This window comes from Streptomyces sp. NPDC056160, from assembly GCF_042268205.1.
In the GTDB taxonomy this organism is placed as follows: Bacteria; Actinomycetota; Actinomycetes; order Streptomycetales; family Streptomycetaceae; genus Streptomyces.
This window is the reverse complement of sequence record NZ_JBHJUW010000018.1, coordinates 41,785-63,609: the sequence shown is the minus strand read 5'-3', so window position 1 is coordinate 63,609 and position 21,825 is coordinate 41,785. Positions and strand designations below refer to the sequence as shown.

Sequence of the window (21,825 nt, the reverse complement as noted above, 5' to 3'; positions counted from 1 at the left end):
TCGAGACCCGATCCGCGGCCGACGAACGGCCCGGGTCGGCATGGAGAAAGGCGCACGACACATGACCTCAGCGCAGGTCGAGCACGAACACGACGGCAAAGAGGCCGTGGAAGGCGGCGAGGGCTACCAGCGCGGCCTCGGCGCCCGGCAGATCCAGATGATCGCCATCGGCGGCGCCATCGGCACCGGCCTGTTCCTCGGGGCGGGCAAGGGCATCTCCAAGGCCGGCCCCAGCCTGATCCTGGCCTACGCGGTGGCCGGCTTCGTCATCTTCCTCATCATGCGGGCGCTCGGCGAGCTGCTGATGTACCGCCCGGTCTCCGGTTCCTTCTCGGAGTACGCCCGCGAGTTCATCGGCCCCTTCGCGGGCTTCGTGACCGGCTGGACGTACTGGCTGTTCTGGGTCGTCACCGGCATCACCGAGGTCACCGCCGCGGCCGCGTACATGACGTACTGGTTCGACATCCCGCAATGGGTCTCGGCCCTGATCTTCACCCTCGTGCTCTACGGGGCCAACCTGATCTCCGTGAAGCTCTTCGGCGAGCTGGAGTTCTGGTTCTCCATGGTCAAGGTCACCGCGATCATCGGCATGATCCTGATCTGCGCGGGCATCCTGACCGTCGGCTTCTCCGACGCCGGTGACACCGCGTCCGTCTCGCACCTGTGGAACGAGGGCGGCTTCTTCCCGCACGGCGTCGGCAGCACCCTGATGACCCTCCAGATGGTCATGTTCGCCTTCCTCGCCGTCGAGCTGGTCGGCGTGACCGCGGGCGAGTCGAAGGACCCCAGGACCGTGCTGCCGCGGGCGATCAACACCGTGCCGTGGCGCATCGCCGTCTTCTACATCGGCGCGCTGATCATGATCCTGTCGGTCGTGCCCTGGACGAGCTTCCACGCGGGCGCGAGCCCGTTCGTGGTCGCCTTCGAGAAGATGGGCCTGCCCGCGGGCGCCGGCATCGTCAACTTCGTCGTCCTGACCGCCGCCCTGTCCTCCTGCAACTCCGGCATGTACTCCACCGGCCGCATGCTGCGCGACCTGGCGCTCAACAGCCAGGGCCCGCAGTTCTTCACCAAGCTGACCCGTAGCGGCACCCCGCTGGTGGGGACCACGTTCTCCGCCGCGCTGATGCTGGTCGGCGTGTGGATCAACTACCAGTGGCCGGGCAAGGCGTTCGACTACGTCGTCTCCTTCGCGACCATCTCCGGCATGTGGGCCTGGATCGTCATCCTGGTCTGCCAGATCCGCTACCGCGCCAAGTCCGACCGCGGGGAGCTGCCCAAGTCGGAGTTCCGCGCCCCCGGCGCCCCGTACGCCAGCTGGTTCGCGCTCGCCTTCATCGGCATGGTGATCGTGCTGATGGGCATAGACAAGGACGCCCGCGTCTCGCTGTACTGCGCGCCGCTGTGGGGCCTGATCCTCGCCGTCGCCTACCTGGTGCTCAAGCGCCGCAACCCGGAGGCCGCCGCCTTCCGCAGGCGCTGACCGGCACCGGCACCGAACCCGGACGTCCGGCCGGAGCGGATTCTCGTGGCGACCCGCTCCGGCAGCCGCTCAGGACGTCCGCGATGTGGGCCGTTCCGTACCACTCCCCGGTACGGAACGGCCCCTCTGTTTATCCTTTGGCCCATGCTGACCATCACCCAGTCGCTCTACGACCAGATCGTCGCCCACGCGCGCGCGGACCACCCCGACGAGGCGTGCGGCGTGGTCGCCGGACCCGTCGGCGCCGGCCGCCCCGAGCGGTTCATCCCCATGCTGAACGCGGCCCGCTCGCCCACCTTCTACGAGTTCGACTCGCAGGACCTGCTCAAGCTCTACCGCGAGATGGACGACCGCGACGAGGAGCCGGTGATCATCTACCACTCCCACACGGCGACCGAGGCCCACCCCTCCCGGACCGACATCTCCTACGCCAACGAGCCCGGCGCCCACTACGTCCTGGTCTCCACCGCCGACACCGACGGCGCGGGCGCGTTCCAGTTCCGCTCGTTCCGCATCGTCGAGGGCGAGGTCACGGAGGAGGAGGTCAAGGTCGTGGAGGCGTACTGAACCGGCCCCCGTACCGTCCCCACCCCGCCTCCGTCTCGTACCGCGGATGGAATCCGTCCGAAGGGCGAGATCACATTCCAGGGACCGGATAGGGAATCGATACGATGAGCCCATGGTTCTTCACGACGTGAGCGACGACATCCCGGGCACGCTGCTCGTGGCGCGGCTGCACGTCGACCTGTGCAGGTTGAACAGCGCCATCTGTTGACGTTCCCTGCCGCCGCCGTACGGCCGTGAGCCGCGGCGCTCCCCCAGGGGCCAACGCCTGGGGGCACTCACGACGCGCGCCCCCCGATCCGACGACACCTTCCTGACAGGAGCCCGCACCCATGGCCATCGAGGTCCGCATCCCGACCATCCTCCGCACCTACACCGACGGGCAGAAGGCGGTGGAGGGCACCGGGGACACGCTCGCCGCGCTCTTCGCCGACCTCGAAGCCCGCCACCCGGGCATCCAGGCCCGCATCGTGGACGGTGACCAGCTGCGCCGCTTCGTCAACGTCTACCTCAACGACGAGGACGTCCGCTTCCTGGACGGCATCAAGACCAAGCTCGCCGACGGCGACAACGTGACGATCCTGCCGGCCGTCGCCGGCGGGATGCGCTGATCGGCCGCTGAGCAGCGATGCGCTACGACTCCCCGCTGGCCGCGGTGGGCAACACCCCCCTGGTGCGCCTGCCGCGGCTCTCGCCGTCCGCCGACGTCCGCATCTGGGCCAAGCTGGAGGACCGCAACCCGACCGGCTCCGTCAAGGACCGCCCCGCCCTGCACATGATCGAGCAGGCGGAGAAGGGCGGCCGTCTCACGCCGGGCTGCACGATCCTCGAACCGACCAGCGGCAACACCGGCATCTCGCTCGCCATGGCGGCCAAGCTCAAGGGCTACCGCATGGTGTGCGTGATGCCAGAGAACACCTCCCAGGAGCGCCGGGACCTGCTCGGCATGTGGGGAGCGGAGATCATCTCCTCTCCGGCGGCGGGCGGCTCCAACACCGCCGTCCGCGTCGCCAAGGAACTCTCCGCCGAGCATCCCGACTGGGTGATGCTCTACCAGTACGGCAACCCCGACAACGCCGGCGCGCACTACGCGACCACCGGCCCGGAGATCCTCGCCGACCTGCCCTCCGTCACCCACTTCGTGGCGGGCCTCGGCACCACCGGCACCCTGATGGGCGTCGGCCGCTACCTGCGCGAGCACAAGCCGGACGTGAAGATCGTCGCCGCCGAACCGCGCTACGACGACCTGGTGTACGGCCTGCGCAACCTCGACGAGGGCTTCGTCCCCGAGCTGTACGACGCCTCCGTCCTCACCACCCGCTTCTCCGTCGGCTCCGCCGACGCCGTCACCCGCACCCGTGAACTCCTCCAGCAGGAGGGGATCTTCGCCGGGGTCTCCACGGGTGCCGCGCTGCACGCGGCCATCGGCGTCGGCCGCAAGGCCGTCAAGGCGGGGGAGAGCGCCGACATCGTCTTCGTCGTCGCCGACGGCGGCTGGAAGTACCTGTCCACCGGCGTCTACACGGCGGCCACCACGGAGGAGGCCATCGCCACGCTCCACGGCCAGCTCTGGGCCTGACCGGTCCGGCCGCCTCAAGCACGTCCCAGCCCCCTCCCACGAGGGGGCCAATCTCATCCTATGGAGGGGCAAAGAATTCCCTCCGGGTACTGCCGCGTCCCGGCCGCGCGGGGCTACGTTCTCGGCGCACCCTGTCATGCCACGATCACGTGGTGTGCGGAGTGTGGAATGTCATGCTCATGACTGCGCGGTTCCGCCGCCGCGACCCGCGTCACGGGCTGCCCGACCAGTGCGCACCCCCACGTCAACGGAGGCAGTACCCCATGCGTGAGTCCCGCCCGAGCAGCCGGAGACGGAGTCCGCTCCGACTCCTCACCGTCGCCTTCCCCGCCCTCGCCCTCGCCGTCGCCGGGTTCGCCGCGGCACCGACCGCCGGAGCGGCCCAGCCCGCCGCCGCGCACCCGCACACCACCAAGGCCGCCCAGAACGCGCGGGCCCTCACCGCCCCGGAGCGGCAGACCTTCCACACCACCGGCACGGCCGGCCAGAAGGTGCCCACGACCCGGCTGTGCGCCGACGCCCGGCCCGGCGAGGCCTCCTGCTTCGCCCAGCGCCGCACCGACATCAAACAGCGGCTGGCCTCCGCGCTCGCCGCCGCCGCACCCTCCGGCCTCTCCCCGGCCAACCTGCACAGCGCCTACAACCTGCCCAGCACCGGCGGCTCCGGCCTGACGGTCGCGGTGGTCGACGCCTACAACGACCCCAACGCCGAATCCGACCTGGCCACCTACCGCTCGACGTACGGCCTGTCGGCGTGCACCAAGGCCAACGGCTGCTTCAAGCAGGTCAGCCAGACCGGCTCCACCACCTCCCTGCCGACCAACGACAGCGGCTGGGCCGGTGAGGAGGCGCTCGACCTCGACATGGTCAGCGCGGTCTGCCCCAACTGCAGCATCATCCTGGTCGAGGCGAACTCCGCGAACGACACCGACCTCGGCACAGCCGAGAACGAGGCCGTCTCGCTCGGCGCCAAGTTCGTCTCCAACAGCTGGGGCGGCTCCGAGGCGTCCACCCAGACCACCGAGGACACCCAGTACTTCAAGCACCCCGGCGTCGCGATCACCGTCTCCGCGGGCGACTCCGGCTACGGCGCCGAATACCCCGCGACCTCCCAGTACGTGACCGCCGTCGGCGGCACCGCCCTCACCACCGCGTCCAACTCCCGCGGCTGGAGCGAGAGCGTGTGGAACACCAACTCCACCGAGGGCACCGGCTCCGGCTGCTCCGCCTACGACCCGAAGCCGAGCTGGCAGACCGACACCGGCTGCTCCAAGCGCATGGAGGCCGACGTCTCCGCCGTCGCCGACCCGGCCACCGGCGTCGCCGTCTACGACACCTACGGCGGCAGCGGCTGGGCCGTCTACGGCGGCACCAGCGCCTCCGCCCCGATCATCGCCGGCGTCTACGCCCTGGCGGGCACCCCGGGCGGCAGCGACTACCCGGCGAAGTACCCCTACAGCCACACCGGCAACCTGTACGACGTGACCAGCGGCTCCAACGGCTCCTGCTCCACCGCGTACTTCTGCAAGGCGGCCGCCGGCTACGACGGCCCGACCGGCTGGGGCACCCCGAACGGCACCGCCGCCTTCACCACGGGCGGCGGCGGCACCGGCAACACCGTGAGCGTCACCAACCCCGGCAGCCAGTCGACCACCACCGGCGGCTCCGCCAGCCTCCAGATCCAGGCCACCGACAGCGCCGGCGCGGCCCTCACCTACAGCGCCACCGGCCTGCCCACCGGCCTGTCCATCAACAGCTCCACCGGCCTGATCAGCGGCACCGCCTCCACCGCCGGCACCTACCAGGTCACCGTCACCGCGAAGGACTCCACCGGCGCCTCTGGCTCCACCTCCTTCACCTGGACGATCGGCACCTCCGGCGGCACCTGCACCGCGGCGCAGCTGCTCGGCAACCCGGGCTTCGAGTCCGGCAACACCGCCTGGACCGCCTCCAGCGGCGTCATCACCACCGACAGCGGCGAGCCCGCCCACAGCGGCTCCTACAAGGCGTGGCTCGACGGGTACGGCACCTCGCACACCGACAGCCTCTCCCAGTCGGTGACCATCCCGGCCGGCTGCAAGGCCACCCTCACCTTCTACCTGCACATCGACACCTCGGAGAGCGGCAGCACCGCCTACGACAAGCTGACGGTGACCGCGGGATCGAAGACCCTGGCGACGTACTCCAACGCCAACGCGGCCTCCGGTTACGCCCAGAAGACCGTCGACCTCTCCAGCCTGGCGGGCTCCACCGTCACCCTGAAGTTCAGCGGCACGGAGGACTCCTCCCTCCAGACCAGCTTCGTCGTCGACGACACGGCCCTGACGACCGGCTGATCCGCCCCGCCCCTCCCGCACACCGCGACCCCGGCCGGAACACCGGCCGGGGTCCCGGCGTGCGCGGGCGCGGGGATCCTGATGTGCTGGAGGAACGTCACATCGGCACCAGGGCACTGGGCCCCGGGACACCGGGCACCCGGAACGGGACTGCGGAAAGGCGGACGCCCCATGCGCCGTACGACGCACCACCGCACCACCACCGCGACCGCGGGGGCGGCGGCAGCCGCCCTGCTCCTCCTCGGCTGCGGCAGCACCCAGCAGGACGGCAAGGGCACAGCGGGAACAGCAGGCACAGCGGGAACAGCAGGCACAGCGGGAACTGCGGGGCCAGCAGGATCCGCGGGTCCCACGTCCGCCTCCCAGCCGCCCCCGCCCGGCTGCACCGCCCACGCCGACCTCACCGCCGCCGACTCCGGCCGCACCCTCTGCCTCACCGTCGGCGGCTACCTCCGCCTGACCCTCGACGGCACCAAGGAACGCCCCTGGACCCCCGTCAAGGCCACCGGCAACGCCCTCAAGGGCGCCGACGCCGGCATCGTGATCCTGCCCGGCGACGCCCTCGCCGCCTACACCGCCACCACCCCCGGCACCGCCCGCCTCACCTCGTCCCGCCCGCTGTGCGCCACCGCCCCCGGCAAGATCTCCTGCAAGGGCATCCAGGAGTGGACGGTCACCGTGCGGGTCGCACGGCCATGACAGGCGCACCCGGTGGCCAGGACGTACGGGCGGCCCCGGCGGACCGACTCACCCGGCCAGGTAGCGCACCTGGTCCCAGAGCACCGGGTCCACGACCCCCACCCGGCGCCGGAAGTCCCACACCGGCACCTCCCGCACCTCGTCGGTCTCCAGGAAGCTCGTCCGCCCCTGCGCGTCCCCCACCGAGCCCGGCGGCAACGGGATCACCCCGGCCCGCTCGTCGTGGTACCTGCTGGTGATCTTGGCGACCCGGGCCCGCTTGCCGTGCACCGACAGCACCAGACAGGGACGGTCCTTCGACCCGGGGCCCTCCTCGTAGGGCACGTTCGCCCACCAGATCTCCGCCGGCTGCGGACGCGCGGCGCCGCCCAGCTTCCCGCGCCCCTCAGGACGCCCCGGCGGACGCGTCCGGCGCCCCGCGGGACGCCGGCCCCGACCCCACCCGTCGACGAGCGTGGCGACGAGCGCCAACAGCACCACCGCCGCGAGCGCCAGCCACCAGGACGTGTCCATAAGGTCGACGTTACCGGCGCACGACCGTCCGTGCGCGCCCTCTTCCGCACCTCATGCGCCCCACGTCCAGCCGAACCGGTGACACCACAGGTGAGTTCGCCCACAACCGACCTTGCCGAAGGAGCGACCCGCCGTTTCGCGCCTTACGCTCGACGGACCGCACGACCCCCGTCACCTTCTGTATCTTCCCCGCCAGCGGAGGTTTCTGCTCCATGAAGCTCACCGTCGTCGGCTGCTCGGGGTCGTTCCCGTCCGCGGAATCGGCCTGCTCGAGCTACCTCGTAGAGGCCGACGGCTTCCGGCTGCTCCTCGACATGGGCAACGGCGCCCTCGGCGAGCTGCAGCGCCACTGCGGTCTCTACGACCTCGACGCGATCTTCCTGAGCCACCTGCACGCCGACCACTGCATCGACATGTGCGCCTACTTCGTCGCGCGCTACTACCGGCACGAGGGCGGACGCTGCGCCCCGCTGCCGGTCCACGGCCCCGAGGGCACCGAGCACCGGCTCACCACGGCCTACGCCGACACCCCCACGGCCTCCTCGATGAGCGAGGTCTTCGACTTCCACACGGTCAAGCCGGGCACCTTCGACATCGGCCCCTTCACCGTGCACACCGAGCGGGTGGCCCACCCCGTGGAGGCGTACGCCATCCGCCTCGAACACGGCGGCCGGACGCTGACGTACTCCGGCGACACCGGCACCAGCGAAGCGCTGGAGGAACTCGCCCGGGACGCCGACCTGTTCCTGTGCGAGGCCGCCTTCACGGACGGCAAGGAGAACATCCCCGACCTCCACCTCAACGGCCGCGAGGCCGGCGAGGCCGCCGCCCGCGCCCGCGCCCGCCGCCTCGTCCTCACCCACATCCCCCCGTGGACCGACCCCCAGATCAACCTCACCGACGCCCGCGCCGTCTTCGACGGCCCGGTGGAACTGGCGGCGACCGGAGCGACGTACGAGATCTGAGGCGCCCGAGACCTGAGGCGCCCGCCCGTACGACGACGCACGACGAAGCCCCCCGAGCACAGCGGCTCGGGGGGCTCGTGACGTTCCGGAGGAGAGCTCACGCCTTGGTGAGGTCCTCCACCTCCTCCTCGGGCTCGCGGCCCGGGGTGGGGAGGTTGAACTTGATGATGGCGAAGCGGAAGGTCACGTAGTAGATGACCGCGAAGACCAGTCCGATCGGGATGATCAGCCATGGCTTCGACGCCAGGTGCCAGTTCAGCGCGTAGTCGATGAAGCCGGCGGAGAAGTTGAAGCCGTCGTGCACGCCCAGGCCCCAGGTGATGGCCATCGACGCGGCGGTGAGCACGGCGTGCAGCACGTACAGGACCGGCGCGATGAACATGAAGGAGAACTCGATCGGCTCGGTGACACCGGTGACGAACGAGGTCGCGGCCAGCGAGATCATCATGCCGAGCACGACCTTGCGGCGCTCGGGACGGGCGCAGTGCGCGATGGCGAGCGCGGCGGCCGGCAGGCCGAACATCATGATCGGGAAGAAGCCGGACTGGAAGAGACCGGCGGACGGGTCACCGTGCAGGAAGCGCGGGATGTCGCCCTGCCAGACCTGGCCGGAGGCGTCGGTGAAGCTGCCGAGCTGGAACCAGGAGACCGTGTTCACGAACTGGTGCATGCCGACCGGGATCAGCGCGCGGTTCACGCCGCCGAAGAGAGCGGCGCCGCCCGAGCCGAGGCCCGTCATCCAGTCGCCGAAGTTGGTGATGCCGGTGCCGATCGGCTTCCAGATCAGGGCGAAGACGACACCCACCACGATGCCGACGAAGGCCATGATGATCGGCACCAGACGGCGGCCGTTGAAGAAGCCCAGCCAGTCGACGAGCTTGGTGCGGTGGAAGCGCTGCCACAGCACGGCGGCGAGCAGACCCATGATGATGCCGCCGAGCACACCCGGGTTGTTGTAGGTGGCCTCGACTATCTTCCCCTTCTCGATGTGCTGCTCGGTGAGGGGGAAGGCCTCGAGGACCTTGCTGTAGACGAGGAAGCCCACCACCGCGGCCAGCGCGGTCGAACCGTCCGACTTCTTGGCGAAACCGATGGCCACACCGATGCAGAAGAGGATCGGCAGGGAGCCGGTCAGCGCGCCGCCCGCGTTGTTGAACACAGCGGCGACCTTGTCCCAGCCCAGGCCGTCCTTGCCGAAGATGTCATCCTGGCCCAGCCGGACCATGATGCCGGCCGCCGGCAGCACGGCGATCGGAAGCTGCAGGCTTCGGCCGACCTTCTGCAGGCCCTGGAAAAGGCCTGATCCCCGCTTCTTTGCGGGTGCCGCCGTCGTCTCGGCGGTGGCGGTGCTCATAACGTCCGTCCTCCATCGGGTGGTGGTCTACACCACTCAGTGGTGTAGACCTGTTGTAGCACGATGAAGGTGGCGTAAGGAACCCGCGAAAATGCGACCGAACCGCTACACGCCGTACGGAATCCCACCGGTCGGCACAGGCCGCTTTCGCACCGGTTTGACCCTCAGGCCTGCGTGACGTCCTCGACCTCCTCCTCGGGCTCCCGCCCAGGAGTCTTCAGATCGAACTTCGTGATGGCAAATCGGAAGACCGCGTAATAGACGACGGCGAAGCACAGCCCGATCGGCACGATCGCCCACGGCCGGGTCGCCAGGTTCCAGTTGATGACGTAATCGATCAGCCCCGCCGAGAAGCTGAACCCGTCGTGCACGCCCAGCGCCCAGGTCACCGCCATCGACACCCCCGTCAGCACCGCGTGCACCGCGTACAGCACCGGGGCGATGAACAGGAACGAGTACTCCAGCGGCTCGGTGATCCCCGTGACGAACGACGTCAGCGCCACCGACAGCATCAGCCCGCCGACCTCCTTGCGCCGGCCCGGCCGCGCCGTGTGCGTGATCGCCAGCGCCGCCGCCGGCAGCGCGAACATCATGATCGGGAAGAAACCCGAGGTGAACTGCCCTGCCTGCGGGTCGCCCGCCAGGAACATGTTGATGTCACCGTGCACCACCGTCCCGTCCGGCTTCGTGTAACTGCCGAACTGGAACCAGATCGGCACGTTCAGGAACTGGTGCAGGCCGATCACCAGCAACGCCCGGTTCGCCAGCCCGAAGACACCCGCACCCCACGCCCCGGCAGCGCTCAGCCAGTTGCTGAAGCCCTCCAGACCCCGGCCGATCGGCGGCCAGACCCACAGGCACAGCGCCGCGAACAGGATCGCCACGAACGCCATGATGATCGGCACCAGCCGCCGCCCGTTGAAGAAACCGAGCCAGTCCACCAGCCTCGTACGGTGGAAACGCCGCCAGAAGAAAGCGGACAGCAGCCCCATCACGATCCCGCCGAAGATTCCCGGATTCTGGAACGTGAACGCCGTCACCGTCCCGTCCGCCGCCTGACACCCCGTCGCGATCACCCGCGCACCCGCCGGACAGGTCGTCGGGAACTGGTGCAGCACGTTGTAGTAGACGAGGAAGCCCGCCACCGCCGCCAGTGCCGTCGAACCGTCCGCCTTCTTCGCCATCCCGATGGCCACACCGACGCAGAACAGCATCGGCAGCCCCAGCTCCCCGTCGAGCAGTGCACCGCCCGCCCCCGCCATCACCTTCGAGACGTCGATCCAGCCCAGCCCGTCCTTGCCGAACACGTCCGGCTGCCCCAGCCGGTTCAGGATGCCCGCCGCCGGCAGCACCGCGATGGGCAACTGGAGACTGCGGCCCATCTTCTGCAAGCCCTGGAACAACGTGTTCCAGCGCTCCCGCACAGGGGAGACCCCGACGCCCCCGCCGCCCGCGCTGTCGGCACTCATGGCGTCCTCCCGGGGCTCCGCTGCGTCGTGCGGCACCGCGTTTGGCCACCGCGCCAACGGTGGTGTAGACCAGTTGACGGACGGTTCCGCTGTCGTGAACGCCATCATTCGGCACCGACGGCACAACCGCTCGCGAAGATGGGCCAACTGTGGGTTACTGCGACAAAGCGGTTCGGATCAGGGAGACAGAACATGGCCAGCAAGGCTGAGAAGATCGTTGCCGGGCTCGGCGGCATCGACAACATCGAAGAGGTCGAGGGCTGCATCACCCGCCTCCGCACCGAGGTCGTCGACCCGAGCAAGGTCGACGAGGCCGCCCTCAAGGCCGCCGGCGCCCACGGCGTCGTGAAGATGGGCAACGCCATCCAGGTCGTCATCGGCACCGACGCCGACCCGATCGCCGCGGACATCGAAGACATGATGTGAACCCCGCGGTCCCGCCCAGGGACCCGGCAGGTTCACCCCCAAGGGGCTCTTCCCGACGCGGGAAGAGCCCCTTGCCCGTGGGGCACTAGGCTCGACCCATGTCTCGAATCGACGGCCGCACCCCCGACCAGCTCCGCCCCGTCACCATCGAACGCGGCTGGAGCAAGCACGCCGAAGGCTCCGTCCTCGTCTCCTTCGGCGACACCAAGGTCCTCTGCACCGCCTCCGTCACCGAAGGCGTCCCGCGCTGGCGCAAGGGCAGCGGCGAGGGCTGGGTCACCGCCGAGTACGCCATGCTGCCCCGCGCCACCAACACCCGCGGCGACCGCGAATCCGTCAAGGGCCGCATCGGCGGCCGCACCCATGAGATCAGCCGCCTCATCGGCCGCTCCCTGCGCGCCGTCATCGACTACAAGGCCCTCGGCGAGAACACCATCGTCCTGGACTGCGACGTCCTCCAGGCCGACGGCGGCACCCGCACCGCCGCCATCACCGGCTCCTACGTCGCCCTCGCCGACGCCGTCGCCTGGGCCCAGGGCAAGAAGCTGATCAAGGCCGGCCGCCAGCCCCTCACCGGCACCGTCAGCGCCGTCTCCGTCGGCATCGTCGGCGGCGTCCCCCTCCTCGACCTCTGCTACGAGGAGGACGTGCGCGCCGACACCGACATGAACGTCGTCTGCACCGGCGACGGCCGCTTCGTCGAGGTCCAGGGCACCGCCGAGGCCGAACCCTTCGCCCGCGACGAACTGAACGCCCTGCTCGACCTCGCCGTGGCCGGCTGCACCGACCTCGCCGCGATCCAGCGGGCCGCGCTCGAGAAGTAGCGCGACAGCGGCTCAGCGGGTAAAGCGCACGCCAAGAAAGGGAGCCACCGGGACGCAACCCGCCTCCCGCGTCCGACGTCCCTACCGGTACGGGCGTACGGGGCACGGAAACCGTGCACGAAACCGTACGTCCGGCCACCGAACGGGGAGGGAACCCAGCCATGGCCGCGAGCCGCCGCCGACGACCCGGCCGCACCACCGCCATCGCCGCCACCGCGGCCGCCATCGCACTCACCGTCACCGCCCTCACCGGCTGCGACGCCGTCGGCAAAGCCCTCGACTGCGTCCAGAGCGCCGACGCCATCGCCGACAGCGTCACCAACCTCCAGCAGGCCGTGCAGAACGCAGCGGACGACCCGACCAAGACCGACGACGCCCTGCGCGCCATAGAGAACAACCTGAAGAAAATCGGCGACAAGACCGACAACACCGACGTCAACAAGGCCGTCGACGACCTGGACAAGGCCGTCGGGAACGTCCGCACCGCCCTCAAGAACGGCGACGACACCCCCGACCTCACCCCCGTCACCGACGCCGCCGGCGAACTGACCAAGGTCTGCACCCCCTGACCCGGCCCCGATACTGGTGAGCATGACCCGCTTGATCCTCGCCACCCGCAACCCCGGGAAGATCACCGAACTCAGGTCGATCCTCACCGAGGCAGGACTGCCCCACGAACTCGTCGGCACCGACGCCTACCCCGAGGTCCCCGACGTCAAGGAGACCGGCGTCACCTTCGCCGAGAACGCACTGCTGAAGGCCCACGCCCTCGCCCAGGCCACCGGCCTGCCCGCGGTCGCCGACGACTCCGGCCTGTGCGTCGACGTCCTCGGCGGCGCCCCCGGCATCTTCTCCGCCCGCTGGGCCGGCCGCCACGGCGACGACCAGGCCAACCTGGACCTCCTCCTCGCCCAGCTCTCCGACATCGCGGACGGCCACCGCGCGGCCCACTTCGCCTGCGCGGCGGCCCTCGCCCTCCCGGACGGCACGGAACGGGTGGTCGAAGGCCAACTGCGCGGAACCCTGCGCTTCGCCCCCGCCGGCGCGCACGGCTTCGGCTACGACCCGATCCTCCAGCCGGACGGCGAGACGCGCACCTGCGCGGAACTGACCCCCGCGGAGAAGAACGCGATCAGCCACCGGGGCAAGGCGTTCCGGGCGCTGGTGCCGGTGGTTCGGGAACTGGTGGGCTGAACCATGAAAACGCCCCCGCACCTACGAATCGAAGGTACGGGGGCGATATCCCCTGTGAGCCCGGTGGGACTCGAACCCACGACACACCGGATCTAAACCGGCGCCCTCTTGCCAGCTGGGGTACGGGCCCGCAGCGGTCCTACTCTACTGGGGTTCGTGTGCTCGTTCGCCGGCCTCCCCGGCACCAGGTGCTGGTGATCGCGTGGCAGTTGGGGCAGAGCAGTCGCAGGTTCTCCCGCCGGTTGTCCCGCCAGTCGCCGTTGACGTGGTCGATCTCCAACGTCAGGGGTTTGCCGAGCCACTCGGGACGGAGCCCGCAGCTGGCGCACCGCTCGGGCACGCCCACTTCCCGCAGTGCGCGGCGCAGGCGCCAGGTCTTGATCCGGTACGGGCCGGTGTGACGCACCAGTACTTCTCCAGGGTCCTTGGCGTTCGCTCCCCGTCTTCCCCGCTGGTGCGCCTGCCCGCGGAAATGGGCCGTCGTGAGGCCCCTCTGAGCGATCTGCTGCCGCAATGCCGCTCGTTGCCCGCCGTTGTCCGGCCGCTCCAGACGACGCAGAACCTCTGCGAGGGAGCCCGACTCCGCGACTGTCGACCGCAGTTCGTCCGGGTCGAGCGGATCGCGTCGGCCGCCCCTGCTCATGCGTCACCGATCCTGCCGCGTCCCTTGCCGCGGCCCCGGTAGGTGTCCGTCGTCGAGTGGCAGTTGGGGCACAGAAGCCGGAGGTTGGCGATTCGGTTGTCCCGCCAGTCGCCATCGATATGGTCGACTTCCAGCGGTAGGGGCTCCCCGTGCCAGAGGGGTTCTGTTCCGCACAGAGCGCAGCGTTCCTCGACCCCGAGTTCGGCCATGGCCCTCTTGAGCCGGGCGCTGGGGAGCCGCGTGGCGTGTACGGACGTGTCCCTGACGAGGATCTCCTCGGCGGAGCGGCGGCGTTGGTTGGATCGCATCCTCTCCGTGCGGACCGACGGCGTGAAGTGCGAGGTGTCGATGCCGTACGCCTTGATCTTGCGGCTGATGTGGGTGTGGTGTCCACCGACGAGTTCGAGGCCCAGGTGGCGCAGTACGCCGCGCACGCTCGTCGAGGCCGCCACCGCGGTCTGCAGCACCTCCCGCGTCCACTTCACCCCCTCCCGCTCGAAGTGCGACGCGTCCACCCCCAGCTTCTTCATCCGGTCCCTGATGTAGGCCCGCGTCGAACTCCTGGGGTCCACCCCCAACCTCACCAGCGCCTCCGACAGCGTCCGCGCCCCGCGCGCCGCTTCCTCCAGCCGCTCCCGCGTGTACGCACTGGCCCCCATCGAGCCCCCTCCGTTCGAATCTCGGCCATGTGTTCATGGCCCGTACGGAGTAACGAACCGGTTATCGGACAGTCACGCACGGAAAGCGGAGCGGCCCGTACCGGGTGTGCCGGTACGGGCCGCTCGCAGGGCGGGAGCCTCCCGCCTCAGATCCCCAGGTCCTTGATGATCTTGGCTACGTGGCCGGTGGCCTTGACGTTGTACAGGGCTCGTTCGACCTTGCCGGATTCGTCGACGACGACCGTGGAGCGGATGACTCCGGTGACCGTCTTGCCGTAGAGCTTCTTCTCGCCGAAGGCGCCGTAGGACTCCAGGACCTTCTTGTCCGGGTCGGCGAGGAGCGTGACCTTCAGGGACTCGGTCTCGCGGAACTTCGCGAGCTTCTCCGGCTTGTCGGGGGAGATGCCGATGACGTCGTAGCCCGCGCCGGCGAGCAGGTCGAGGTTGTCGGTGAAGTCGCAGGCCTGCTTGGTGCAGCCGGGCGTGAGGGCGGCCGGGTAGAAGTACACGATGACCTTGCGGCCCTTGCGGTCGGCCAGCGACACCTCGTTGCCGTCGGCGTCGGGGAGGGTGAAGGCGGGGGCCTCGTCCCCGGGCTGGAGTCGCTCGCTCATCGAAGTCTTCTCCTCGTGCGTGTCCTCGTAGGTGCCAATACCGTGTCGGTCCGAGGGTAACCGGGGGTGCCGACAGTGCGGTCGCGGCGAGAGCTGACAGACTGTGCTGAACACGCATCAGTTGACTTCGGAGGCGCTACGGTGGCGGACACGGCGGACACCAGAACCCCGGCTGAGATCGAGGCGGACATCAGGCGTCGCCGCGAGACGCTGGCCGAGACCCTCGACGAGATCGGGGTGCGCGTGCACCCGAAGACCATCGTCGGCGACGCCAAGGCCAAGGTCGCCTCCCACGTCGACCACACCCTCGGCCGGGCCTACGTGCAGGTCAACCGGGTGGTGAGCGACGTGCGGTCCCAGTTCGTGGACGAGGCGGGCGCGCCCCGGTTGGAGCGGATCGTGCCGGTCGCGCTGCTCGCGGTGGGGGTCGTCGGCCTGCTCGCGGTCGGCGGGCGCAAGCGCCGCGGCTGACCCACTCCGTACGGACATGGCCGAAGCAGGTAGGTTTCAGGCGTGAGCGCCAACAGAAACGAGCACAGCCCCCACGAGGACAAGCTGCCCATCCGGATGCTGCACGACCGGGTGCTCGTCCGCCAGGACACGAGCGAGGGCGAGCGCCGGTCGGGCGGCGGCATCCTGATTCCCGCGACGGCGGCGGTGGGCCGTCGGCTCGCCTGGGCGGAGGTCGTCGCGGTCGGGCAGAACGTGCGGACCGTGGAGCCGGGTGACCGGGTGCTGTTCGACCCGGAGGACCGGGCGGAGGTCGAGGTGCGGGGTACCGCGTACGTGCTGATGCGCGAGCGGGATCTGCACGCGGTGGCCGCGGACCGGTTCGAGGGCTCGGAGGACTCCACCGGTCTGTACCTCTGACAGGACGGCCCGAGGGGCTGGTGACCGTTGTCACCGGCCCCTTTGTCGTTCCTTTGCTAACCTCGGGAGGGAGCCCGACGAGACGCGCCGTACCGGGTCGAAGGCAAAGACGACGCACCTGATGTCCGTCGCGACGCCCGGTCGACCGTCCGGCGTCGCCGTCGTCTCGGAGGTGCCCGTCGTGGCCTGGGTTCTGCTTGTCGTCGCCGGTCTGCTGGAAGTGGGCTGGTCGATCGGGATGAAGTACAGCGAGGGGTTCACCCGGCCGGTGCCCAGCGTCCTGACCGGCGCGGGGATCGTCGCGAGCATGCTGCTGCTGTCCTACGCCGCCCGTTCCCTGCCCATCGGTACGGCCTACGGCGTGTGGGTGGGGATCGGGGCGGCCGGTGCGGCGGTGCTGGGCATGGTGGTGCTCGGTGAGCCGGTGACCGCCGCCCGGATCTTCTTCGTCTGTCTGCTGCTGGTGGCCGTGGTGGGCCTGAAGGCCACCTCGGGGCACTAGCCACAGCCGGCAGGCCCGGGCCGCCACAGGCCCGGGCCTGTGGCGGCCCCGTGGGCTACCGCCGTTGTCGCCTACTGCCGTCGCGGGGTGGTGAGGTGCTGGCCCGTGCCCGGGCCGGTGCCGGTGTTCGTGCCGGTGCCGCCCGCGGCCGGGCCCGTGCTGGTGCCGGTCCCGGACCCGCCGTCGGCGCTCGCGCCGCCGGCCCCGGTGGGGTCGCCGGTGGTCGGCGTACCGCCCCCGGATCCGCCGGGGGTGCCGCCGCCCTGGGTGCCCCCGCCGGTGGGGGGAGTGCCGCCCGTGCCGTCGGTGGTGCCGGTGTCGCCGCCGGGGCCGCCCTGGGTGCCTCCCGTGTTTCCGGTACCGCCGCTGTCCGTGGGCGTGCCGCCGCTGGAGTCGCCCGGTGTGCCGCCGGTCTGTCCCTGAGCCTGTCCCTGGGTGCCCTGGCCCTGCGTGTCCTGGCCGCGGTCGGCCCCCGGCGTCACGGTGGTGCCGGCGGTGCCGGCGCCGGTGCCCGGGCTGGTCTGGGCCGGGCTGCTCGGGGGTGCCTGGCTCTCGTCGGCGCCGGGCTGGAGCCGGAGGTCGAAGTCGCTGACGGGGGTGCCCTTGAGGGCGTCGCCCATGAACTGTGCCCAGATGCTGCCGGGCGGCCCGCTGCCGTTGACGCGGGCGAGGCCGAGGGCGCCGTAGAGCGGTTTGTGCGCGGCGGTCTCGGGGTCCTGGCCCATGACGGAGACGACGGTGGCGAGGTCGGGCGTGTAACCGGCGAACCAGGCCGCCTGGTCGTTCTCGGCGGTGCCCGTCTTGGCCGCGGCCGGGCGGCCGATCGCCTGGGCGGGTGCCCCGGTGCCGTTCTGGACGACACTCTGCAGCACGGAGGTGGTGGTGTCGGCGGCCTCGCGGCTGACGGCCTGGGAGGCGGTGCTGTCGTGGCCCGGGAGGGCCACCGCGTCGGCGCCGTCCTTGGTGATCTTCTTGATGATCGTGTACGTGCCGTGCTTGCCGTGGTTGGCGAGGGTCGCGTATCCCTCGGCCATGTCGAGGACGCTGGCCTGGGCGACGCCGAGCGCGATCGAGGGGGAGCCGATCAGCTCCGGGGTGTCGGACGGGAGGCCGAGGGCGATCGCGGTGTCCTTGACCTTGTCGGAGCCCACGTCGACGGCCATCTGCGCGTAGACGGCGTTGACGGACTTGTCGGTGGCCTCGCGGACGGTGATGTCGCCGTAGGACTGCTGGTCCTCGTTCTCGGGCGCGTAGTGGCCGCCGTTCCAGCCCTGCACGGGCCGTTTGTCGGTGCCGTCGTAGAGGGTGTTCGGGGTGATGGGGCGGGAGTCCTGGGTGGTGGACTGGTTCTGCACGGCGGAGGTGAACACGAACGGCTTGAAGGTGGAGCCGACCTGGAAGTCCCGCCGGGTGGCGTTGTTGGTGTACTGCTTGACGTAGTCGATGCCGCCGTACATCGCCACGACCTGCCCGGTCTTCGGGTCGACCGCGGCGCCGCCGGCGCGGACGTAGCCGTCGGTCTTGTTGTTCTTCTTGTCCAGCTTGTTCATCAGCTGGTCGTCGACCGCCTTGACGAAGGCGTCCTGCTTGTTCTTCTGCAGGGTGGTGGTGATGCGGTAGCCGCCGGCGGCCAGTTCGTCCTCGTCGAGGATCTTGTTCTTGGCGAGGTAGTCCTTCACCGCGTGCACGAGGTAGCCGCGCTGTCCGGCCATGTTGGTGGGCACGGTGGCGGCCTTGGGCGTCGGGAACTTCAGGCCGGCCCGCTCGGATGCGCTGAGCCAGCCTTTCTTGACCATGCCGTCCAGGACGTAGTTCCAGCGGGCGACGGCGGCGGTCTTGTTCTCCGGGTGGGCCGACACGTCGTATTCGCTGGGGGCGTTGACGAGGGCGGCGAGGTAGGCGGCGCGGGCCGGGTCGAGGTCCTTGGCCTTCACGCCGTAGTACGCCTGGGCGGCGGCCTGGATGCCGTACGCGTTGCGGCCGAAGAAGCTGGTGTTGAGGTAGCCCTCGAAGATCTCGTCCTTGGACTTGTTGCGGTCCAGCTTGATCGAGATGAAGAACTCCTTCACCTTGCGGGTGACGGTCTGTTCCTGGCCCAGGTAGTAGTTCTTCACGTACTGCTGGGTGATCGTGGAGCCGGACTGCTTGCCCTTGCCGCTGATGGTGCGCCAGCCGCCGCGGACCACGGCCTTGGGGTCGATGGCGGACTCGGTGTAGAAGTCGCGGTCCTCGGCGGCGAGCACGGCGTGCTGGGCGGCCTTGGAGACCTGCTCCAGTGGGACGCTCTCGCGGTTGACCTCGCCGTCGCGGGCGATCTCGGTGCCGTCGGCGTAGAGGTAGACGTTGGCCTGCTTGACGGCCAGGGCGTTGGCGGGCGGGATCTTGACCAGTGAGTAGCCGACGAAGAACGCGCCGAAGCCCAGCAGGACGAGGGTGAGGAACCCGCCGAGTGTCATGCGCCAGGTGGGGAAGATGCGCCGCCACCCCGTACGCCGCCGCTTGGGCCGCTTGCCTTTGCCGCCCGCGCCCGTGCTGCCGTCGGTGGCGACGGAGGCGTGGGCCGTGGTGGTCAGGGCGGCGCGTGGCGCGGCCGGGGCGGTACGTGCACCGGCACCGGCACCGGAGCCGGCACCGGCACCGGCACCGGAGCCGGCACCGGCACCGGCACCGGACCCGGAGCCGGCACCGGCTCCCGCCGCCCAGGCGGGAGGCGCCGTACGACGTCGCGGGCCGCCCTGCGGATCCGAATCCTGACCGGGACCGGGCTCGGGTCCGGGCCCGGTCCCGAGCCCGGGCTCCGGCACTGAATCCGCGCCCGGACGACCGCGCTCACCACCGGAACCGGCCCCCGCCCCCGACCCGTCTCCGGACCGCGACGCGTCTTCGGACCGCGAACCGTCTCCGGACCGCGAACCGGCGGCCCCCGCACCCGATTCCGCACCGGGGCCGGACTCCGCACCGGGGCCGGACTCCGCACCGGCACCCGGCTCCACCCCGGGCTCCTGGCGCTGTGCCCCAGCCTCCGGGTGCGGGCCGGGTCGGCCCTGCGGTTCCCGGCCGGGCCACGACTGCGGTCGCGCTTGCGGCCGTGGCCGCGCGCCGGTCTCTGGCTGCTGCGCCCCGGCCTTCGGCTGCGGCTCGTCGCTCATCTCGTGCACGGACTCCTGTTTCGCCTCGTACGTTCCCGTACGCCCTCATGCGGCTTCTGCCTTTTGCGCCCCCGGATGAAGACTCTCGTACCAAGCGTTCCGTTCCCGCGCGCCGAAACTTCGGGGGCGCGGAAAATGCGTGGCACGTCACGTTCCGCGCGTACTAGGCTCCTTCGCTTCGGTGTCGGCGGAGCTCGGGAGGCGTGACGTGGGCGCTGGACGGTTGTACGCGGCCGTCGCGGCGGGCGGATTCAGACGGTACGCGACGTATCGGGCGGCCACGGCGGCCGGGGTGTTCACGAACACGGTCTTCGGCCTGATCCTCGTGTACACCTACCTCGCGCTGTGGGACGCCCGGCCGCATCTGGGCGGGTACGACCGCTCCCAGGCGGTGACGTACGTGTGGCTGGGGCAGGCGTTCCTCGCGACGCTCGCGATCGGCGGGGGCGGCGTCGAGGACGAGCTGATGGAGCGCATCCGTACGGGTGACATCGCGACGGATCTCCACCGCCCCGCCGACCTTCAGCTGTGGTGGCTCGCGGCGGACGTGGGCAGGGCGACGTTCCAGCTGCTGGGCCGCGGGGTCGTGCCCTTCGTCTTCGGGGCGCTGTTCTTCCCGGCCACGCTGCCCACGGACCCGGTGACCTGGGCGGCGTTCCTCGGCGCGGTGCCGCTGGCGATGCTGGTGAGCTTCGGGATCCGGTTCCTGGTGGCGCTGAGCGCGTTCTGGCTCCTGGACGGGGCGGGTGTCGTGCAGATCGCGTGGCTGGCCGGGCTCTTCTGCTCGGGGATGCTGCTCCCGCTGAACGTCTTCCCGGGCGCCCTCGGCGAGGTCGTACGGGTCCTGCCGTGGTCGTCGCTGCTCCAGGCCCCGGCCGATGTGCTGCTGGGACACGCGGATCCGCTGCGCACGTACGCCTTCCAGGGCGCGTGGGCGGCGGCGCTGCTGGGGGCCGGCCGGCTGTTGCAGACGGTGGCGACGCGGCGGGTGGTGGTGCAGGGTGGCTGAGACCGCGGGCGGCGCGGACCGGGCACTCACGCGCGAACCCGTTCCCGCGCCGCCGCGCCGCCGCCGGCTCGCCGACGGGCTGCGCGCCTACCGCATGATCGCCGCGATGTGGCTGCGCTCCACGATGGCCTACCGGGCGTCGTTCGTGATGACCACCATCGGCAACTTCGCGGCGACGGCGCTGGACTTCGTGGCGATCCTGCTGATGTTCTCGCGCGTGGACGCGCTCGGCGGCTACTCGCTGCCGGAGATCGCCCTCCTGTACGGGCTTTCGGGCACGTCCTTCGGGCTGGCGGACCTCGCGATCGGCTCGATGGACCGGCTGGGGCGGCGGGTGCGCGACGGCACGCTGGACACGCTGCTGGTGCGCCCGGCCCCGGTGCTGGCGCAGGTCGCCGCGGACCGGTTCGCGCTGCGCCGGCTGGGCCGCGTCACGCAGGGGCTGCTGGTGCTGGGGTACGCCCTGTGCACGCTGGACCTGCACTGGACGGTGCTCAAGGTGATGTTGATGCCGGTGATGGTGCTGAGCGGCTGCGTGATCTTCTGCGCGGTGTTCGTGGCGGGCGCGGCCTTCCAGTTCGTGGCGCAGGACGCCTCCGAGGTGCAGAACGCGTTCACCTACGGCGGGACCACGCTGCTGGAGTACCCGCCGACCGTGTTCGGCAGGGAGCTGGTGCGCGGGGTGACGTTCGTCCTGCCGCTGGCCTTCGTCAACTGGCTGCCCGCGGCCTACGTGCTCGGGCGCCCCTACCCGCTGGCGCTGCCGCAGTGGACGGCGTTCGTCTCGCCGCTGGTCGCGGTGGCCTGCGCCGCGCTGGCGGGGCTGGCCTGGCGGGCGGGGCTGCGGTCGTATCGGAGTACGGGAAGCTGAAGGGACGCGGGGCGGACATGGACACGGGACCGGACGGCGCGGTCGAAGGCGTGGTCGAGACTGCGGCCGAAGGCACGGCCGAAGGCACGGCGGAAGGCACGG

General features: G+C 70.6%; 24 protein-coding genes, 1 tRNA gene and 1 riboswitch. Of the genes, 17 read left to right on the top strand and 8 right to left on the bottom strand.

What is annotated here, in order from left to right:
- Positions 1–61 precede the first annotated feature (61 nt).
- The 7 genes from ACFC02_RS09530 (at position 62) to ACFC02_RS09500 (ending at position 6,661) form a co-directional block, all read left to right on the top strand.
- Positions 62–1,483: an amino acid permease gene (locus ACFC02_RS09530; protein WP_376354531.1), complete on the top strand. Its 1,422-nt coding sequence runs from the start codon at positions 62–64 to the stop codon at positions 1,481–1,483.
- Positions 1,484–1,627: 144 nt separating this feature from the next.
- On the top strand, positions 1,628–2,050 hold the full coding sequence (locus ACFC02_RS09525) for a Mov34/MPN/PAD-1 family protein (protein ID WP_376354528.1): 423 nt from the start codon (positions 1,628–1,630) through the stop codon (positions 2,048–2,050).
- 112 nt (positions 2,051–2,162) lie between these two features.
- On the top strand, positions 2,163–2,258 hold the full coding sequence (locus tag ACFC02_RS09520; RefSeq protein ID WP_324609559.1) for a putative leader peptide: 96 nt from the start codon (positions 2,163–2,165) through the stop codon (positions 2,256–2,258).
- Between the two features lie 121 nt (positions 2,259–2,379).
- Positions 2,380–2,658 carry a MoaD/ThiS family protein gene (locus ACFC02_RS09515; RefSeq protein WP_360972411.1) on the top strand — a complete coding sequence of 93 codons (279 nt, stop codon included), beginning with the start codon at positions 2,380–2,382 and terminating at the stop codon, positions 2,656–2,658.
- Between the two features lie 17 nt (positions 2,659–2,675).
- A complete protein-coding gene (locus tag ACFC02_RS09510; protein WP_376354523.1) occupies positions 2,676–3,626 on the top strand; it encodes a PLP-dependent cysteine synthase family protein in 951 nt (316 codons plus the stop codon).
- A 263-nt stretch (positions 3,627–3,889) separates the two neighbouring features.
- Entirely contained in the window at positions 3,890–5,962 is a 2,073-nt protein-coding gene (locus ACFC02_RS09505; RefSeq protein ID WP_376354520.1) for a putative Ig domain-containing protein, read from the top strand.
- 171 nt (positions 5,963–6,133) lie between these two features.
- On the top strand, positions 6,134–6,661 hold the full coding sequence (locus ACFC02_RS09500; RefSeq protein WP_376354517.1) for a hypothetical protein: 528 nt from the start codon (positions 6,134–6,136) through the stop codon (positions 6,659–6,661).
- Between the two features lie 48 nt (positions 6,662–6,709).
- Here the strand turns inward: ACFC02_RS09500 and ACFC02_RS09495 are convergent, their stop codons facing one another.
- Positions 6,710–7,174, bottom strand: coding sequence for a type II toxin-antitoxin system PemK/MazF family toxin (locus ACFC02_RS09495; protein ID WP_376354515.1), 465 nt, complete (start codon positions 7,172–7,174; stop codon positions 6,710–6,712).
- A gap of 212 nt (positions 7,175–7,386) precedes the next feature.
- Between ACFC02_RS09495 and ACFC02_RS09490 the strand changes: the two genes are divergently transcribed.
- Positions 7,387–8,139: an MBL fold metallo-hydrolase gene (locus ACFC02_RS09490; RefSeq protein WP_376354512.1), complete on the top strand. Its 753-nt coding sequence runs from the start codon at positions 7,387–7,389 to the stop codon at positions 8,137–8,139.
- A gap of 97 nt (positions 8,140–8,236) precedes the next feature.
- Here ACFC02_RS09490 and ACFC02_RS09485 read toward each other — a convergent pair whose 3' ends face one another.
- Complete coding sequence (locus ACFC02_RS09485) at positions 8,237–9,493, bottom strand: PTS transporter subunit EIIC (protein ID WP_376354509.1); 1,257 nt, start codon at positions 9,491–9,493, stop codon at positions 8,237–8,239.
- Positions 9,494–9,657: 164 nt separating this feature from the next.
- Positions 9,658–10,962, bottom strand: coding sequence for a PTS transporter subunit EIIC (locus tag ACFC02_RS09480; protein ID WP_376354506.1), 1,305 nt, complete (start codon positions 10,960–10,962; stop codon positions 9,658–9,660).
- A gap of 192 nt (positions 10,963–11,154) precedes the next feature.
- Between ACFC02_RS09480 and ACFC02_RS09475 the strand changes: the two genes are divergently transcribed.
- The 4 genes from ACFC02_RS09475 to rdgB all read left to right on the top strand — a co-directional run bounded on the left by ACFC02_RS09475 (position 11,155) and on the right by rdgB (position 13,406).
- Positions 11,155–11,388 carry a glucose PTS transporter subunit EIIB gene (locus tag ACFC02_RS09475; protein ID WP_376354503.1) on the top strand — a complete coding sequence of 78 codons (234 nt, stop codon included), beginning with the start codon at positions 11,155–11,157 and terminating at the stop codon, positions 11,386–11,388.
- 98 nt (positions 11,389–11,486) lie between these two features.
- On the top strand, positions 11,487–12,212 hold the full coding sequence (gene rph / locus ACFC02_RS09470) for a ribonuclease PH (RefSeq protein WP_376354500.1): 726 nt from the start codon (positions 11,487–11,489) through the stop codon (positions 12,210–12,212).
- A 161-nt stretch (positions 12,213–12,373) separates the two neighbouring features.
- The gene (locus ACFC02_RS09465; RefSeq protein WP_376354497.1) at positions 12,374–12,781 is read left to right on the top strand and encodes a hypothetical protein; all 408 of its coding nucleotides are present in this window, start codon (positions 12,374–12,376) and stop codon (positions 12,779–12,781) included.
- 22 nt (positions 12,782–12,803) lie between these two features.
- Positions 12,804–13,406 carry an RdgB/HAM1 family non-canonical purine NTP pyrophosphatase gene (rdgB, locus tag ACFC02_RS09460; RefSeq protein WP_376354494.1) on the top strand — a complete coding sequence of 201 codons (603 nt, stop codon included), beginning with the start codon at positions 12,804–12,806 and terminating at the stop codon, positions 13,404–13,406.
- A 55-nt stretch (positions 13,407–13,461) separates the two neighbouring features.
- Here rdgB and ACFC02_RS09455 read toward each other — a convergent pair.
- From ACFC02_RS09455 to bcp, 4 genes are all read right to left on the bottom strand, one after another.
- A tRNA-Leu gene (locus tag ACFC02_RS09455) sits at positions 13,462–13,536 on the bottom strand.
- Between the two features lie 9 nt (positions 13,537–13,545).
- Positions 13,546–13,812: an HNH endonuclease gene (locus ACFC02_RS09450; RefSeq protein ID WP_376354491.1), complete on the bottom strand. Its 267-nt coding sequence runs from the start codon at positions 13,810–13,812 to the stop codon at positions 13,546–13,548.
- 233 nt (positions 13,813–14,045) lie between these two features.
- Entirely contained in the window at positions 14,046–14,708 is a 663-nt protein-coding gene (locus tag ACFC02_RS09445) for an HNH endonuclease signature motif containing protein (protein ID WP_376354488.1), read from the bottom strand.
- A gap of 146 nt (positions 14,709–14,854) precedes the next feature.
- Positions 14,855–15,322: a thioredoxin-dependent thiol peroxidase gene (bcp, locus tag ACFC02_RS09440; RefSeq protein ID WP_376354486.1), complete on the bottom strand. Its 468-nt coding sequence runs from the start codon at positions 15,320–15,322 to the stop codon at positions 14,855–14,857.
- A gap of 141 nt (positions 15,323–15,463) precedes the next feature.
- Between bcp and ACFC02_RS09435 the strand changes: the two genes are divergently transcribed.
- The 3 genes from ACFC02_RS09435 to ACFC02_RS09425 all read left to right on the top strand — a co-directional run bounded on the left by ACFC02_RS09435 (position 15,464) and on the right by ACFC02_RS09425 (position 16,694).
- A complete protein-coding gene (locus ACFC02_RS09435) occupies positions 15,464–15,793 on the top strand; it encodes a DUF3618 domain-containing protein (RefSeq protein ID WP_360972381.1) in 330 nt (109 codons plus the stop codon).
- A gap of 42 nt (positions 15,794–15,835) precedes the next feature.
- Positions 15,836–16,192, top strand: coding sequence for a co-chaperone GroES (locus ACFC02_RS09430; RefSeq protein WP_037853273.1), 357 nt, complete (start codon positions 15,836–15,838; stop codon positions 16,190–16,192).
- Positions 16,193–16,236: 44 nt separating this feature from the next.
- Positions 16,237–16,311: riboswitch (guanidine-III (ykkC-III) riboswitch) on the top strand.
- Positions 16,312–16,373: 62 nt separating this feature from the next.
- Positions 16,374–16,694, top strand: a complete 321-nt coding sequence (locus ACFC02_RS09425; RefSeq protein WP_360972607.1) for a multidrug efflux SMR transporter — start codon at positions 16,374–16,376, stop codon at positions 16,692–16,694.
- A 71-nt stretch (positions 16,695–16,765) separates the two neighbouring features.
- Here ACFC02_RS09425 and ACFC02_RS09420 read toward each other — a convergent pair whose 3' ends face one another.
- A complete protein-coding gene (locus ACFC02_RS09420; RefSeq protein ID WP_376354482.1) occupies positions 16,766–19,150 on the bottom strand; it encodes a transglycosylase domain-containing protein in 2,385 nt (794 codons plus the stop codon).
- Positions 19,151–20,051: 901 nt separating this feature from the next.
- Here ACFC02_RS09420 and ACFC02_RS09415 point away from each other — a divergent pair.
- Together ACFC02_RS09415 and ACFC02_RS09410 are read left to right on the top strand one after the other, a co-directional pair.
- Positions 20,052–20,852, top strand: a complete 801-nt coding sequence (locus ACFC02_RS09415) for an ABC-2 family transporter protein (RefSeq protein WP_360972377.1) — start codon at positions 20,052–20,054, stop codon at positions 20,850–20,852.
- The gene (locus tag ACFC02_RS09410) at positions 20,845–21,723 is read left to right on the top strand and encodes an ABC transporter permease (RefSeq protein WP_376354478.1); all 879 of its coding nucleotides are present in this window, start codon (positions 20,845–20,847) and stop codon (positions 21,721–21,723) included. The genes ACFC02_RS09415 and ACFC02_RS09410 overlap by 8 nt, the downstream gene beginning before the upstream one ends.
- The last annotated feature ends 102 nt before the right edge of the window (positions 21,724–21,825 follow it).